Source organism: Ureaplasma ceti, from assembly GCF_040369755.1.
Lineage (GTDB): Bacteria > Bacillota_I > Bacilli_A > Mycoplasmatales > Mycoplasmoidaceae > Ureaplasma > Ureaplasma ceti.
The window spans coordinates 35,243-51,463 of sequence record NZ_BAABQM010000002.1 but is presented as its reverse complement, the minus strand read 5'-3'; the positions used below and the strand labels follow the sequence as shown (position 1 = coordinate 51,463).

At 30.8% G+C, this 16,221-nt stretch carries 12 protein-coding genes; 8 read left to right on the top strand and 4 right to left on the bottom strand.

Features of this window, described 5'->3' with window-relative positions:
* Positions 1 to 4: 4 nt before the first annotated feature.
* The 3 genes from ABWU82_RS01550 to ABWU82_RS01540 form a co-directional block, all read right to left on the bottom strand.
* Positions 5 to 1,123 carry a restriction endonuclease subunit S gene (locus tag ABWU82_RS01550; protein WP_353289754.1) on the bottom strand — a complete coding sequence of 373 codons (1,119 nt, stop codon included), beginning with the start codon at positions 1,121 to 1,123 and terminating at the stop codon, positions 5 to 7.
* A gap of 112 nt (positions 1,124 to 1,235) precedes the next feature.
* The gene (locus ABWU82_RS01545; protein WP_353289753.1) at positions 1,236 to 3,212 is read right to left on the bottom strand and encodes an MFS transporter; all 1,977 of its coding nucleotides are present in this window, start codon (positions 3,210 to 3,212) and stop codon (positions 1,236 to 1,238) included.
* A 93-nt stretch (positions 3,213 to 3,305) separates the two neighbouring features.
* A complete protein-coding gene (locus ABWU82_RS01540; RefSeq protein ID WP_353289752.1) occupies positions 3,306 to 4,820 on the bottom strand; it encodes an alpha/beta fold hydrolase in 1,515 nt (504 codons plus the stop codon).
* Between the two features lie 60 nt (positions 4,821 to 4,880).
* On the opposite strand from ABWU82_RS01540, the gene holA reads away from it, so the two are divergent.
* The 5 genes from holA (at position 4,881) to ABWU82_RS01515 (ending at position 12,169) form a co-directional block, all read left to right on the top strand.
* Positions 4,881 to 5,792: a DNA polymerase III subunit delta gene (gene holA / locus ABWU82_RS01535; RefSeq protein ID WP_353289751.1), complete on the top strand. Its 912-nt coding sequence runs from the start codon at positions 4,881 to 4,883 to the stop codon at positions 5,790 to 5,792.
* Between the two features lie 9 nt (positions 5,793 to 5,801).
* A complete protein-coding gene (locus tag ABWU82_RS01530; protein WP_353289750.1) occupies positions 5,802 to 7,163 on the top strand; it encodes a hypothetical protein in 1,362 nt (453 codons plus the stop codon).
* A gap of 104 nt (positions 7,164 to 7,267) precedes the next feature.
* Positions 7,268 to 8,401, top strand: a complete 1,134-nt coding sequence (locus tag ABWU82_RS01525; RefSeq protein ID WP_353289749.1) for an ECF transporter S component — start codon at positions 7,268 to 7,270, stop codon at positions 8,399 to 8,401.
* Between the two features lie 16 nt (positions 8,402 to 8,417).
* The gene (locus tag ABWU82_RS01520) at positions 8,418 to 10,205 is read left to right on the top strand and encodes an APC family permease (RefSeq protein ID WP_353289748.1); all 1,788 of its coding nucleotides are present in this window, start codon (positions 8,418 to 8,420) and stop codon (positions 10,203 to 10,205) included.
* Positions 10,206 to 10,426: 221 nt separating this feature from the next.
* Positions 10,427 to 12,169: an APC family permease gene (locus ABWU82_RS01515; RefSeq protein ID WP_353289747.1), complete on the top strand. Its 1,743-nt coding sequence runs from the start codon at positions 10,427 to 10,429 to the stop codon at positions 12,167 to 12,169.
* A 38-nt stretch (positions 12,170 to 12,207) separates the two neighbouring features.
* On the opposite strand, the gene ABWU82_RS01510 is transcribed toward ABWU82_RS01515, so the two are convergent.
* Entirely contained in the window at positions 12,208 to 13,167 is a 960-nt protein-coding gene (locus tag ABWU82_RS01510) for a DUF5378 family protein (protein ID WP_353289746.1), read from the bottom strand.
* A gap of 63 nt (positions 13,168 to 13,230) precedes the next feature.
* Here ABWU82_RS01510 and ABWU82_RS01505 point away from each other — a divergent pair, with 63 nt between their 5' ends.
* Genes ABWU82_RS01505 through ABWU82_RS01495 form a run of 3 tightly spaced genes read left to right on the top strand, consistent with a single transcriptional unit; the run spans position 13,231 to position 16,221 of the window.
* Positions 13,231 to 14,070: an MPN551 family DNA-binding protein gene (locus ABWU82_RS01505; RefSeq protein ID WP_353289745.1), complete on the top strand. Its 840-nt coding sequence runs from the start codon at positions 13,231 to 13,233 to the stop codon at positions 14,068 to 14,070.
* Positions 14,070 to 15,281: a tRNA uracil 4-sulfurtransferase ThiI gene (gene thiI, locus ABWU82_RS01500; RefSeq protein WP_353289744.1), complete on the top strand. Its 1,212-nt coding sequence runs from the start codon at positions 14,070 to 14,072 to the stop codon at positions 15,279 to 15,281. The genes ABWU82_RS01505 and thiI overlap by 1 nt, the downstream gene beginning before the upstream one ends.
* Complete coding sequence (locus ABWU82_RS01495) at positions 15,253 to 16,221, top strand: DHH family phosphoesterase (protein WP_353289743.1); 969 nt, start codon at positions 15,253 to 15,255, stop codon at positions 16,219 to 16,221. The genes thiI and ABWU82_RS01495 overlap by 29 nt, the downstream gene beginning before the upstream one ends.

Sequence of the window (16,221 nt, the reverse complement as noted above, 5' to 3'; positions counted from 1 at the left end):
TTTTTTAAAGAAAAAAGACGAAATAAAAGCTCAAGACAATTAAATTCTTGAGCTTTTTTATACGTAATTTATGAATTTTATGATTTAAAGTAGAGCAATACTCTCGCTTACATAGAGCGATTGATTTATCCATAGAAAAAAATAAATTAGATAATATTTTTTGAATGTTCTTACTAGTAATTACATTAACTTCTTTGCCATTAAGTAATTGGAAATGTCTTTTATAACCTTCTGATTTAGGCAAATTATTAATTAATAAATAAATTAAAAATTCTTTGCAAATATATGAATCATTGTTTTTTATGATTTTTACACCGTCTGTCGCAACTAAGAATGGAGATGTGGGTTTATATAAAGATAAAGTATGATCTCCAAACACAATTACATCCTCATATTTCATATAAGGCATTTGATTTGAATAGCCAATTAAAGGATTATCACCTTGTTGAATAACTGGGAATGAGCCATTTAAATCTAATTTATTACAAATAAATTTTTTAAATGGAATAACTGATATTACTTCGTTTATTAAACGTCTATCAAAACTATATTTTTCGTTTTTAACAAAAATAGAATCCGATGAATCGAGAAGTGTTTTGATTAAAGTGCTTTTTATCTTTTCCAGCTTCTCACACTTCTTCTTATAAAGAGCGAGAAGGTTATTCAATAAAACAAAAAAGTTTCCAATTTTTCTTTGTTCATTAATATTTGTATAAGCTATAATTTCTTCTCCATAATTACTGAAATAAATATGAGGAATATTGGCTTCGGTTTTGTATTTACTGAAATCCATTTTTTTAAGTAACTCATATAAAAAATCGAGTTGAGTAATATCGCTATAAATAGCTCCCATAGTACCGATAAAAGTTGTATATTCTGGCAATTTTCTTACCTTTCCAACCCCAGAACCATCTTTAATGATAGTTATATATTCACATTTTTCAAATTTCTTATTTGTTTTTCCGATGATTTCGTTTGCATCGTATAAATCGTATTTTCCGTTTTTATCTATATCTTTTGATGTTAAAGAAGATGTTTTATATTTACAAATTTGATTTAATTTATTGAATTCTCAATTTTCATCAAACCCTTTAAATCTAATTTGTGGAACTTGTTTGTTCATAGTTTTTCCTCTTTTAAAAGTCATAAAGTTCATACTTCAGTCTTATAATATCCGATTAATTTCCTGAAAGAATGATTAATAAAAGCCCATGGTTTAAAAACCTGGGCTATTATTAATTTTCTGTATCAATTAGATGAAGAATCACTGCTTTCAGTTTTTTAAACTTGTTGTAGTATTTTTCAATCTTATTAATAGATTTATGTTTACGAGATCTTAATCTCAGTTTGTACAACATGTGTTGTTCTCACACTTTACCTTCATAAATAATCGTCAGTTGTTCTAAAATTTCTTTATAGATCACTTTTCACGGATTAGTATAGTAAGCGTAAAATTTATTATAGTTAAAGTCGAACGTTTTTAATCTGTAATCAACGTCATCTAAGAAAGTTTCTGTTTTAATTTTTATACTTTGTAATCTATAACGAGACAGTTTTTTGTTTTGTTTAGATTTTAAGTAATTTTTCTTGTTGTTACATTCACCAATTAAATTTCTTAAATTTTGAATCGTGTTTTTTAGTAACTCTTTCTTCTTAGGTTCACTCACCCGATAGACAGCGTCTACAAGTCTTTGCAGATGGTGTCTGTACCATTTTTTATAATGAGATTCTTTATAACCAATGTATCAGAAAAATCAAGAAGTAAATTTAAATCAGAATTTTTCTTTTTGTTCAAAGAGGGTATAACGGTTAACGGTATCGTACTGCATCCCTCTTGTTCCGAGTTTATTGATTCTTTTAATCATGATTCAAGTTAGTAGTGCTCCACATGACAAGGCAGAAATGGCAAAAATTCACGCCCCTTCTCATTGTCTGTTACATTGCACACCAAAAAGATATGATGTGCTGCCAGAGTCAGCAATACCGTTTAAGATAGGTAAACTAATGCAGTAACCTAAACTAAACGAAATCGCCACCATAGACAAGATTTTGCTAATATCTTTTTTCTTGAACAAATCAATAGCAATAAACGATCTACCGGTTCTATAAGATAATGTTCCCAATCCACAGAAGAAACCTGCGCCAAAAATAGCGTAAGTTTTTACTGCGGAAACTAATAATAAGAACATTCCTAAGATTCTCATTAGACACGCAAAGGCTCACATTTTGGAAGATTTAAACTTATCGAATAAAGTCCCACCGATAGAGTTTCCAATAATGTTGCCGGTTGCAAAAAAGAATCCGACATAACCGATAATTTCATATTTTTTAGGATTATCATCTCAACCTAAACCATCTTCTAAGAAAGTAACGTACATGTTACCTCAGGTTCCGATTCCAATAGAAGTTAAAAAGAATCCGAATAAGAAGCATCAGAATCAAGGGTTTCTTTTAAGCACTTGATAACCCGGGCCAATATCTTCATGTTTTGGTTCGTTGTAGACAAAGTTTTTTTGGTCAGCAGCATTTTTATATGCATCTGTTTTAGGCACTTTAATCATCGTAACGGTAATTAAAATACCAGCAATAATAATGATAGACCCAAAAATAAAGTAAACATTTCAAATGGCTAGGTGATTAGTGGCTGAGTCATATCCTAAGGCTTTGCTTTTTAAACAATTTTGGATGACTACTTGTCAAATCATAGCACCAACGCCAATTGCACTGGTCGATAGACCGATAGCCATACCTTTTTGCTTTGTACTAAATCATTGGTTGATGACTAACGGAATTGAAATGGTTGAAAAAATCATAGAACCGATTGTGACACAAGTTTGTGCGGTATAAATCGTAACAATCCCTGCACCCAAATTGTGTGTGGCAAATTGCGCTAAACCAAAGCACATAAAACCTAATCCATTAATGATAATTCCAATACTGAATAATGCTTTTATATTGACAAATCTGAAGATCTTATTTACGTAAGGACTAATCAATAAATTGATTAGTGATGCCACCAGGAACATTAACCCAATTAAAAACATTTTGTTGTCTGTAACGAATTCAGACAAGCTTGATAAGGTTAAAGGAGTCCCATATTGTGGAATACTATAACTAATAATGTTAATCAAACAACACGCAAAAAGAACCACGAATTTAGTAGCATCGTAGTTCTTTAATGTTTTAGATTTTGTTTGTATTATTTTATTCATTATATTATCTTCTAAACATTAAATAGAACTTCTAATTCTATTTTATTTAATGTTTATAAATAATGTTTAATAAATGGTATTAATAAATAGATATTATGCTATCTTATACAACTCATGGAAACCACTTTCAACTTCAATACCGAATTTTTCGTGTAAAAAGTTAAATACACACGTTAATAATTTAACGGGATTATCGTGGTGTAATGAGTGTCCTGATGAAGGGATTTCTACAAAAGTATAATGGTGGCTGTTGAATCTGTCGAAGAATCTTTTTGAAAGGGTGGGATTTAATACCACATCTTCTTCACCGAAGCAAACTAAAGTTGGCGAATTATTGTTGTAGTAAGCTCAATCTAAATAATTCATAATTTGTTTAGACAATAAACTAATTAAGAAGAAAACTACGTATTTTGTGAATGGTTTATAAGAGTTCATAGCAAAGTTTCATTTCTCTTGTGCCGTTAAATTACTTTGCTTTGCTGGTCTTTTTCTCATTGAAGAAGTACTTAATTTTAAAGTATAGCCAATGAGTTTAGTTGAGTTTTCTAAAGCACCTGAATTGTAAGGGTCTTCTAAAATTAATCCTTTAATTTTATTTGGAATTAATTCTTTTAAGTTGACGGCAACTCCGCCACCTAAACTGTGTCCTCAAAGAATTAAATTATCTCAACCTTGTTTTTTAATAAAGGCAGCCATAAATAAACTTAAACTTAAAATATCTCAGCGATACTTGTTGTAGTGTTCGTTATTAGAGTCACCGTGAAGTGGCATATCCACTACTTCAATGTTGGCAATATTTCTTAAAATAGGAATTAATTCATTTCACGTTTGGTGTGATGAGGCGGTACCGTGAATTAATAAAATTCTTTCTGTGCAATCTTGGTTATAAGCTGGATAAGATTGGTGATAAATTTTATCTAATTCAATGTGATCACTAAAAATATTAACGTAGTTATCGTTCTTATAAAGAATTTCTTCGTCTAGTGATGTGTGTAACTTAGCGTGGATGAGTTGCATTTCAAAGAAGACTTTGAAATAAGTGTGTGTCGCGTATTGACGATCAACAATATGTCAGTTCAAATCTTTAAAGAAGTTAAAGAAAGTATTGTTGATGTTCATGATAAAAAAGTCTTGATGACCGTCATACACAATTTCGTCGATAAATTGTTGTCTTAAAAATTGTTTAACTTCTTGTTCATTATATTTTGGGTTAACCAAAATATAATCTACAAACACGTATTTTTGTTTTCTTTCATTTAATTCAAATTTATAAATGTTCGCTAAATTTCTAATGTTAATTAAATTATTAAACATCGTTCTGGTTTCAATGCCAGTCCGTTCGTTAATTTCAGCTTTAGCTGTTAATAATGATTTTTTAGAAAATTTAGAACTGAAGAAAATTGTCCCCACAATTTCCTTATCTTCGGTTTCTGCGATCAAAACTTTATCACAATCTCTTTTGATGAATTCGCAAATTCTCATGATTGCGAATTCTCTTTCAGATAATTCTGGTAGAAAATTTAAAAATTTAAAATTATCCCTAATCAGTTGTTCTAAGGTGGCAGAATGGAATTTGCTTGCCGCTTTAATTTCTGAATATAACTTCATTTTTCTACAATATAATGTTTTTTAAATTGGAATTTTAAAATAATGCGAGAGGGTATCTCTATGAAAATTTTAACAAGTAAAGACTATGGATTAACAAAAGATACCATTAATCAAATAATAAAAGACCATAAAGACTGAAAAATAGAAAAATTTGAAGGCTTTGCCGGTTTTTTAGAAGCTTTCAGCGATTCTCAACAAACTAATTTATTTTTTGAACAAAAGCTATATTTGGTTTATGATTCTGATGTGTTCACTACGTCTGAAAAATTTAAAAGTGTGAGTACGCAATTAGGACAAATTGTGACCCAAGATTTAGCGTTTGTGTTTATTGAAATTAATAAAAAATTATCAAGCGCTAAAGAAGTTAAAACATTCTTAACTAAGTGCGAAATAATTGATTTTCCGAGCCTTACTAACAGAACTATGCCTAACTATATTAATACACAGGCAAAAATGATGCAGTTAAAACTAACTGCTAATCAATTACAAAAATTAAGTAATAAGTTAATTCCGGATGCTGCTATCATTCAAAACGAACTAAATAAATTAAAAAATTATAGTCAGGTGACTGATGAAGTGTTATCTAATGTTATTTGTGACTACGAAAATGACAATATTTTTCAGATTTTACAATACTGATTTGAAGGCAATTTAGATAAAGCTTTAAAATTATTGGACTTAATGTTAGATAATAATACTGAACCTACAACAATCATTGCCACGTTGGCTCACCAAATCAATCAGCTGTACTTAATTAAGCAATTGCTAGAGCAATCTTATAGTGCTTTTCAAATTGCAAAAGAATTAGGCATCGCTAATTTTATCGTGGCTAATTCGGTTCAATTAATTAAGAATAAACACCTTAATCAGTTAAAATATATTTTAAATAACTTGTATTTAACAGATTTACAAATCAAACAAAATATTATAGATAAAAATTTGGCAATTAGAAGTTTATTAATTTTCTCATAAGGAACAATCATGTCAAATCCATTAAACGAAAAACAAATTCAAAACTATGAAAAAGTGTCTAATTATTTAGACATTGTTTTCCTTGCACCTGACACGGTTAACTTATTAAAATTTGATGAGTCTTTCCAAAATGTCATTGCAAAAGATATTCAAATCGTAGCTTACTACGAAAATAACTTTAGTGTGGAAGAAAAGAAAGCACATAAATTTATGAACGCTTTCTACTACCATGCTAATAAAAGAGTAGAAATCACAGATGATGCTAGCGCATTCGCTGATGATGACTCTAACTTAGATGCCATCAATTACACTGATGTCTTCTTAAATAATTTAATTGGTAAAACTGTTACTGAAATCGGTGATTCATTAAAAAGTGAATCATTAGAACGTGAACAACAAGAAGCTATTAAAGAAGAAAAAGCCAAAGCTGAAAGAGTATCTGAAGAAGAAAAAGCTCAAGATGACCAAAATGCTGGTTATTCAGCATCAAACAATCCTCAATCTGATGAAGATGTGTTTGAACGTAACGGATATTCAATGCATGATGTAGCTGACCAATTAGTTCAACAACAAGCGGCTTACATGTTAAACAGAAACATTGCAACTGGTAAAGTTTATGCTTTTGTTTCAAAACCAAAAATTATTCCAATTATGAAATGATTAACAACCGCTTTCATGTTGTTAATCTTAGCATTCTCAATTGCAGCGTTTGCAGTATTAATGTGCACAAACAATAAGCTATTTATTTACGCTCCAACAAGCATTTCAAGTTCTGGACAAATTACAAGTAACTGACAGTCTGTACAGTTACAAACTCCATTCCCATTCCAATTATTAATGATTCTGTTCATTGTAATCATGGTGGTATCTTCGATGTTACGGAATAACAAAAATGATAACTTTAAATTCCGTTATTCTTGAGGATGAATGATTTTCTATGTAATCATGATCTTACTTGTAACATTAATCGCTTCTGGAGTACAACAAGCTTTAGTATTTAACTTTGATAATTTCAACCAATTGATTACAGCTACAAATCACAGTGGAGCAGTGAACCCTAACCTTTACACTTCTGGCTCAACAGTTGGATTAGTAATGGTAAACGGTCACCAGTTAGATAAAACAACTTCATACGCTTATAAACTAATTGTGGATTGAAGAATTTTACAATTTGTAATTTATGCATTAATCGTAGCAATCGTTATTTGCATGATTACTGGTGGTGTGTTTAATCCTAAACGTGATATGCAAAGAATGCAAGAATTATTAAACGTTTACGCTAACGAAATCAGAAATGGTCAAGTAGACTCAGATGATTTAGGTGGCAACCCATTCGGACCATTTGGTAGAATGTTCTTCTATAATTTATAGATAAGAAAAGACTGTAACTGCAAGGTTAGAGTCTTTTTTATTTTTCACTTATTTCTTATAATTAAATAATTAATTAATTATTATTTCTTAAGAATTGTAGGTATTTGAAGTTCAACACAATTGTTAAAGCTAGCAACGTTCAAGTTGGTTTACAAGACACTTCTAAAAAAGCTGTAATCAAACAACGCTGCTTATTATTTTTCTTTCCTTTAACCCCGTTAAAGATTTTTAAATCAATCGGGTTAATGACTTTATTAGCTGTATTAATTGCCTTAGGGTTAATTTTAAATTTGTTTAGTATTCCAATTCCAGCTTTTGGAATTGATTTATCATTTGCATGATTACCAACAATGGTCATTGGCTGAATTTTTGGACCAGTGGTTGGGTGTTTGTTAGGGATTATTGTAGATAACTTAAACTTCTTAATTCATGGAGGGGTTTGATTTTATCTATACGCTATCCAGCAACCAATGTTAGCTTTTATTGCTGGATTCGTAGGATCTTTATTTCGTTTAGCTAAACAATTAAATTGACATTTTTTAATTAATGTCATTATCAATCAACTATTTATTTTTGCCTTCATTGCAGTGTCAATTTTTATTATGTTCGCATATACAAATCCGGACAGTAAGGCGTTTCAACACTTAGTTAAAAGCGGCAGAATGAGCGTGAAGGTGAACGAAATTTTCCGTTGAGTTATTTTAGCTGCCATGATTTTATTTGCGGCTTTAATTGAGGGGATTACGATTTACCAATATTATCGGTGAAAACAACACAAAAATAATTTAAAGTTTACGTTATTTTTGTATTCATCGATTATCTGTATTTTATCAACCATCATTTTTTCGTTTATTTTAGGACCAGTTTCAGCTATTAAATATTTCGAATTTATGTATGGTAGAACTCCTACGAGTTTATTTAAGTATGGAGTTGTGTATTACTTATTACCAAGAGTTTTAAAAGAGTGTGTCAAAACGCCTATTTATATTATTTTATTTTTATCAGTTTTAATGGTAGCTCTACCGATTGTTGAGCATATCCAAAATACTGCAAAAAATACTTATAAATATGAAAGCGAAAAAAGTTCTCTTTTTAAACGTATGAAAAAGCAAAAACAAGTGATTCTAGTAACGCCGTTACCAAAAAAACCAGAACCAGAAAACACTGGATTTGATTTGAAATTATTGCCATCTTGTCAAAAACAAAAAGCAACTAATAATTGCAATAAAACTGTCTAGACTTTATAATTAATTCATGAAAAATTTAAAGTCTCAGAGAATTTTTGATTCTCGTGAGGTTAAGGTAACTGATTCAAAATCTAAGAAAATTGGTTATTTTGCTACTTTACTTGTTGTATTAGGTAGTAGTATTGGTTCGGGTATCTTTTTTAAATCAGGTTCAGTAATGGGCAACTTACAAAACAACATTGCAATGTCGTTAATTTCGTGAGTCGTTGCGGCTTTAACGGTTATGGCGATGGCAATTGCTTTGGTTGACGTTGCTGCACAATCTAAAAAAGATGACCGCGGCTTATTAGGATGAACCAAAAGATTTACTGGTTTATTCTTATACCGTTCTTCAAAAAATATTTATTGTTTTTTTACTTTGCCAATTAAGTTCTTTGGCTTACCAGTTTACTTCTTTCAAAGTTTACAAAGTGCTTTAGCTTTTGTAGGAGCTCACTGGGTAGGCTCTATGACCGATGGTCATGTTGTATTAAGCCAATTTGGTGAAAATGTCTGCAATATCCAATGATGAGTAATTCTAATTGTGGTATTTGTTTTAGATGTGTGATTTATCGTTATCAACGGTATTTCACTAAAAGTAGGAATCAACACTAATAAAATTATCATGTACGTTAAGTTCATTCCTTTAGCCTTTGCCCTTATTATTGGCTTCGTAGTTATTGGAGTAAACCAACATTTACCAGTGGACAACCACTGATGAACTGATTTTAAAGCTCCTGCAGTATCTTATGCGAATAACGTGGTACATCCTAAAACATTAGCGATGTTCAGTCCAGCGATTGGGTTATTATTATCACTTGCGGCCATCTTCTTTGCGTATGATGGTTTTTATGTAGCTGCCGGCGTACAAAAACAAATGAAAGAACCGAAGAAAATTTCATCAGCATTACTATTTGGCTTATTATCCGTAACAGTAATTTATTTATCCGTAGCCCTAAGTTTAACTCTTGGAGCAGATGGTGGTAAGTGACAAGATATTTCTTACTTCTTCTGTAAACATAACGTATCTTGAATTTACTGTGTAATGGCTTTATTAGTATCCTTTGGTATTTTAGGTATTATTAATGGTTACTCAATGTGAGCAACTAGACTTTACAATACTTTAATTAAAGATGATGAAATCATTTTCTCTAAATGATTGAAAAAAATCAGAGATCCATGAAGCGGAATCGTCTTCATCTTAACTTTCGCGATTGTCATTGTAATTACATTTACAATCATTGGTGCTTTAGCCTTTAACATTGGCAAAAACACAACAGTTGTAGGTAAATATTATTTGTCAAGTCATGTAAGCAACATGTATAACTTCTGTAACTTGGTAACAAACTGACAAACAATCTTTACTTTTACTTTCATCGTTTTATCAATTATTGCTTCAACTGATAGAAAGATTAAAAATAAAACTCAGAAGAAGACTAAGAAGATTGTCGCTGAAATCGTTGCAGGAATCTTCTCATCAACGGTGATTATGTTAGCCTTAGCCTTCCAAATCATTCAACCGTTCGTTAACTTGGCGTTAATGGTAACGGCTAATAATGCTAGACCTGCAGGAGTAGCTCCTGCGCCAATCGCTAGCAATATTGCTTTAATTGCAGTATTAGCTTTCGCGGCTTCAGTATGTTTCATTCCTTCAGTGTTTGAATGATTAAACAAGAAAAACAGATTAGTTTACAAGTTAGAAAACGATCTTCAAACTTTAACTCTTAAATTAGAAAATTTAAAAGATAAAAGGGAAGATTTGATTGCTAAACAAACAAAAATGCAACCGGAATTACAACCCACTTTAGTTGAATAATTTTGGAGAAAAATATGAGTTAAACTCATATTTTTTTTATACTTTTTTTCTAAAAAAAGGACTTTTGTTTAAAAAAATAATAATTGTTGTTTTTAAAATTTTTATTCTCAAGTATTTTTATAAAATAAACTTGACTACGTTAAAACATAATCATAATACAACTCGACTGTATCGTGACTCGTAGTTATTTTATGAAATAGTTTAAAACTAAAATTTATGTTATGAAAAAAATAAAATCTCAACGCATGACTAATGCCAACGAGGTTCAAGTTACTACATCCACTCCGAAAAAAATCGGCTACTTCGCTGCTTTACTAATGGTTATGGGTAGCAGTATTGGTTCGGGGATTTTCTTCAAATCCAGTGTAGTAATGGGTAATGAACAAAATAACATTATCATGTCGTTAATCTGCTGAATTGTTGCAGCCATCACAGTTGTGGCAATTGCACTAGCAATTGTTGACGTGGCTGCACAAGCTAAAAAAGATGACCGGGGGTTTTTAAGTTGAGTCAAACGGTTTAATGGATTGTTTTTATACCGTGCCTCTAAAAACGTATTCTGTTTCTTTACCATTCCGATTAAATTTTTTGGTAGTACAGCTTTCTTTTTTGAAAGCTTACAAAGCGGACTAGCTTTTATTGGGTCAAGATGAGAAAATGGACAAATTGTTTTAAGTCAATTTGGCCAGCAAGTGTGCAACATTCACTGGTGAGTTATCTTGATTGTGTCGTTAAGCATTAATATTTGATTAATTATAATGAACGCTTTTTCTTTAAAGGCTGGTTCGGTTACAAACAAAATTATCATGTACATCAAATTTGTACCGTTAATTTTTGCTTTTTTAATTGGTTTTATTATTCTAGGGGTGAATGGTGGATTACCACCCGCTAACCACTGATGGGTAGACACAAAACCACAACCGCCAGCAACGGTGGTAAATCACGTGGTCCAACCACAGAAATTTTATGCATTTAACCCCGGTATTGGGTTAACGTTATCTTTATCAGCCATCTTTTTTGCTTATGATGGTTTTTATGTAGCAGCCGGAATGCAAAACCAAATGAAAGAACCTAAAAAGATTTCTTCTGCTTTACTGGTAGGTTTACTAATTATTACTGGTATTTATTTACTAATCGCCTTAAGCTTAACTTTTGGAGCTAACGGCGGTGAATGGGAAGAAGTTTCTGAGTTTTTCTGTAAGCACAACTTATCATGAATTTATTCAATCATTGCCATTTTATTATCGTTCGGGATTCTAGGTATCACTAACGGTTATTCAATGTGAGGGGTCAGACTATATTCACTATTAATTGAAGAAGGCGAAATCCCATTTTCTAAATGATTAAGAAAAATTAAAAAACCATGAAGTGGTGCCATATTTATTCTTTCATTTGCTTTACTTCTTGTAGTTGTATTTAATGTCGTAGGTTCATTATGTTACGACGTTGGTGGTCCGCAAGTAGTTGCAGGTAACGGTTACTTACTACAAGAAGTAACAAACTTATACAACTTCTGTAATTTAATTACTACTTGACAAGCGATGTTCTCATTCACTTTTATTGTGTTAGCAATTTTGGTGTCTACGCATAAAAAGCTTAAAAATAAGAACCGTCGCAGTGTTAAAGATATTGTTAGCATTATCAGTGGAATTTTTGCCGGAATTGTTATCTTCATTGTAATGGTATTCTTAATCTTACAACCATGTATCAATTTAGCTTTAACTATTGCAGCAAATAAAGCACATCCACACGATAAACCAGCTTCAATTATTAATAATGTTTCTTTAATTGCAGTATTATTATTCGCTTTAAGTATTTGTTTTATTCCATCATTCTTTGAATGAAAAAATAAAACAAACCAAAAGATTTACAAACTAGAAAACGAAAAAATAACCCTAGAACACGAAAAAGAAAGATTATTAGAATTAAAAAACGAGTTGTTGAATAGACAACAAGCAAAGTAAAATAAGTCTGATAACAGACAAAAAAAGTAGGTTGAAGCCTACTTTTTTCTTTGTTCTATTTGTGTTAGAGATGTGGTTAATGAAGATAATAATTGTTGTTGCTGTAAGTGTTTTTGGTATTTTTTGTATCATGTAATATTTAGGCTAATAAATCTTTGTTTGTTAGGTGTAAAGAAGGTCAAGAAGTATTTGATGATAACCGTAATGCTTAATGCTAATCAAACTAAGAAATAGCTTAAATACATTAAACCAGGGTAAGAAACATTAGGAAAGAAGTCGGCAACTGTTCCGTATTCAGCGGTGCCGATGACGTTAATTCCGACTGTGAAGTTAAACCAGTCACCTTTTACTAAACCAGTCGCATTATTAGTGACATGGAAGACTTGTACTAAAATCTCCACTGCACTTAAATAAAGGGCTAAGAATAAAAGCATTAAGAAATAATCTAGAAGATTAAATCTAGCATAGTTTAATAAAATAATTAAACTTAAGACCATTAAAACAAAGTGCATTAAGAAATACAATTTGTTAATACCGATACCAGCAAAAATATATTGGCCGAGTGAATTGTTACCTAAAGAGTTTTGAGTACAGCCAAAGAAGACGGTAATAAAACCGCAAAAAAAGCCGATTGGGGCGAAAATTTTGGCGATATTCATTTGCCGATTAGAAATAATAATAGTGATGGGTAAAAAAATTGACATGAAAGGACATAAGTCCATTAAAAATACTTTGGAAATAATGAAACTGTATTGGTATTCATTACCGTTGACATTCATGTAAAGGTTTTTTAAACCACCGTAATTTAGTAACGTTTCAAGATTGGGTACTCAACGCATAATTAAAAAATAAGCAATTCAAAAAATACTAAAAAATGTTAAACCTATTTTTAAGTAAAACTGTTTTTTTCTACTATTTTTAATTATGAGATGCATTACGCAAATGAATATCAAAATAAAAGCACAAACTATTGTTAAATTGATTCCAAATTTGCTCATATGTAAAAATTTTATAACAATATATTAATATAATTAAATATTACTAATCCGGAGGAGATGGCCATGCCATTTATTAAAAAATACGGTGAAGACTTTATTTTTGAAGATAACCAAATTAAGTTAACTCCAAAATATTTAGCTGCAAACCAAAAAAAATTTAAAAAAATTACTGGAAGCAGAATGGCTTCTGTTTTGGGACTAAATAATTTTTCTAGTCCAGTAAAAACTTGAGCGATGATGGTAGGAATCTATACTGAACCTATGGATCAAATGATTGCAAATGCTGGCAATATTATTGAACCTAAAATTAAAGATTACGTAGAACAAAAAACTGGTATCAAGTATTTGCAATACAATCCTATGGCCGTCAAATTTGACGTTTTTAAAGAAGACCCTGTGTTTGGTGGTATCCCTGATGGTGAACCATTGAACGCACAAGGCGACATTGATTATACAACCAGTCCGATGTTAGAAATTAAAACGTCTGCAATTGATAGTTTTGTTTACAAAAAAGAAAAGAACTTATTTGTATTACAAAAAGATGAATTAGGTCATCCGATTGTGAAGTCAGAAGGAACTAAGAGACAAAAATGATTTAATTCTAATAATGATGTACTAGTACCAAATGAATACAAATTTCAATTAGGTTTATATTGTTACTTAAGACATATTAATCACGGAATTTTTGCAATTTGTTTCTTAAAGAGAGATGACTATATCGATCCAAATAGTTGTAATGTGTTTGAAAGAGAAATTCAGTTAGTAGATTTTACTTTAAGTTTAGATAAATTTAAATACTGAGTTGATTCAGCAAGATTATGATATGACAACTATATTAAAATGGGTGTCAGCCCAGAACTTAGTTTAGAAGATAGAGAATGATTTGAAAGTGAGGATAAATAATGGAATCAATTTTATATATTAAATATGGTGAGCTTACTTTAAAAGGTAAGAACAGAATGACTTTTGTGAGAGTGTTATACAAAAACATTAAACAAGCGTTGCACGACTTTGAAGGATTAAATATCGAATATTTCTACGACAACATGAAAATTTCTAATTTATCAAATAATGACGTAGAAAAGATTATCGAAATTTTAAGATTTGTACCTGGTATTCACTCAATTAATGTTGCACATTTAGTGAGCGATGATATTAATGATGTAAGAGCTTGCACATTAGCCGTGGCACAACAAGAAGTTGCAACACATGGCTACAAAACTTTTAAAGTAGAATCAAGAAGACAAAACAAAAATTATTTCTTAGATTCAATGAAAATTAAAAACATTGTTGCTGGAAACATTTTAGAAAATACTGAATTAAAGGTAGATTTACACCACCCAGAATTAACAGTAAACGTAGAAATTAAAAATGATCATAAGGCCGTAATTTTTGGTCGTAGAATCATGGGGTTATCTGGTTTACCAGTTGGTGTTAACGGTAGAGTGTTAGTGTTACTTTCTGGTGGTTTAGACTCTCCAGTAGCGGCTAAATTATTAATGAACCGTGGTTTAGCTGTAGACTTTATTACGTTTATTACACCGCCACACACTAGTGAAAGAGCTTTACAAAAAGTAAGAGATTTAGCTAAAGTAATTTCGATGGATAACAGATTATGTAACTCAAAATTATATGTATGTGACTTCTCAAGTATGCAACACGAATTAACACACATCGCAAAAGAAAGTTACAGAATTACTTTAATGAGACGTTACTTCTTTAGAATTGCTAAGAGAATTGCGTTAGAACACAAGTTAAGTGCTATTGCTACAGGTGAATCAATTGGACAAGTAGCTAGTCAAACTTTAGAAAGCATGCAAGTTATTACTAAAGTATTAGATGACTTCTTAGTGTTAAAACCATTATTAACTTACGAAAAAGAAGACATTATTACTAAAGCTAAATTCTTTGGTACACACGATTTATCAATTTTACCTTACAACGATTCTTGTTCTGTCTTTGCACCAAAAAACCCAACTACTCAACCTAAATTAGAAGTAGCTGAAAAATTAGAACAATCATTAGATTTAATTGATAGCATTATGGAAAATGTGTTAGAAAAACACACTTGATTGGAAACATACAATGGAAATGAATTTACAAAGCGTAACTAATTTTTTAACAGAAAAATTGGCCGTTTATAAAAAAGTAGTTCTATTCCCCCATGAACTACCGGACTGTGATGCGTTAGGTAGTACTTACGCACTACAACAAGCGATCTTATTAAATTTCCCAGAAATTGATGTGCGGATTGCAGGTTTAACTGAAGATGTATTAAAAAGAGTACCTAAATTTTTTAGAGTAGCACAAAAATCTGTAGATGCAGAATTTTGTCATGAAGCCTTAGGTATTATTTGTGATACTGCAAATACTGCTAGAGTCTTAAGCCAATTGCATAAAGAATGTCAAGAAACACTAAGAATTGACCACCATATTAAAATTGAAACCATTGCAGATTATGAGTGAGTAGAAGATGCAAGATCTTCAACTTGTGAAATGGTGAGTTTGATTTTAAAAACTAATGGTTGAAAGGTTAATGAGAGTTTATTGCAAGCCTTGTATTTTGGCTTAATTACAGACACTAATCGTTTCTTATATGACCACACTACTAAAATTACTTTTGAAGTTATGGCATGAATGATGACATACGACTTTGACCGTGAAGCTATTCATAATCAACTGTATTTAAGAACGTTTGACGAAGCTAAACTAGATAATGAGTTGTTCACTTATGTGAAGGCTCACGAAGAAGGTTATGCTACTTTATACATTGATAAACCAATGATTGAAGAACGCTACCAAGACATTAACTTATCAGGCAAAATTTATTTAATGGCTAATTTTATAGAAGTCAAAATTTGACTATACATCTACTATAGTGAAGATTTAAATATTTACAAATGCTCTATTAGAAGTAGAGAATATCCTGTGAACTTAATTGCCAATAAATTTGGCGGTGGTGGTCACAGATTAGCTAGTGGTTTCAAGTTAGACAAACTTGAAGATAGCCAATTAGTGGAAGCTGAAATTCAAAAAATGCTTAAAGGAGAATAA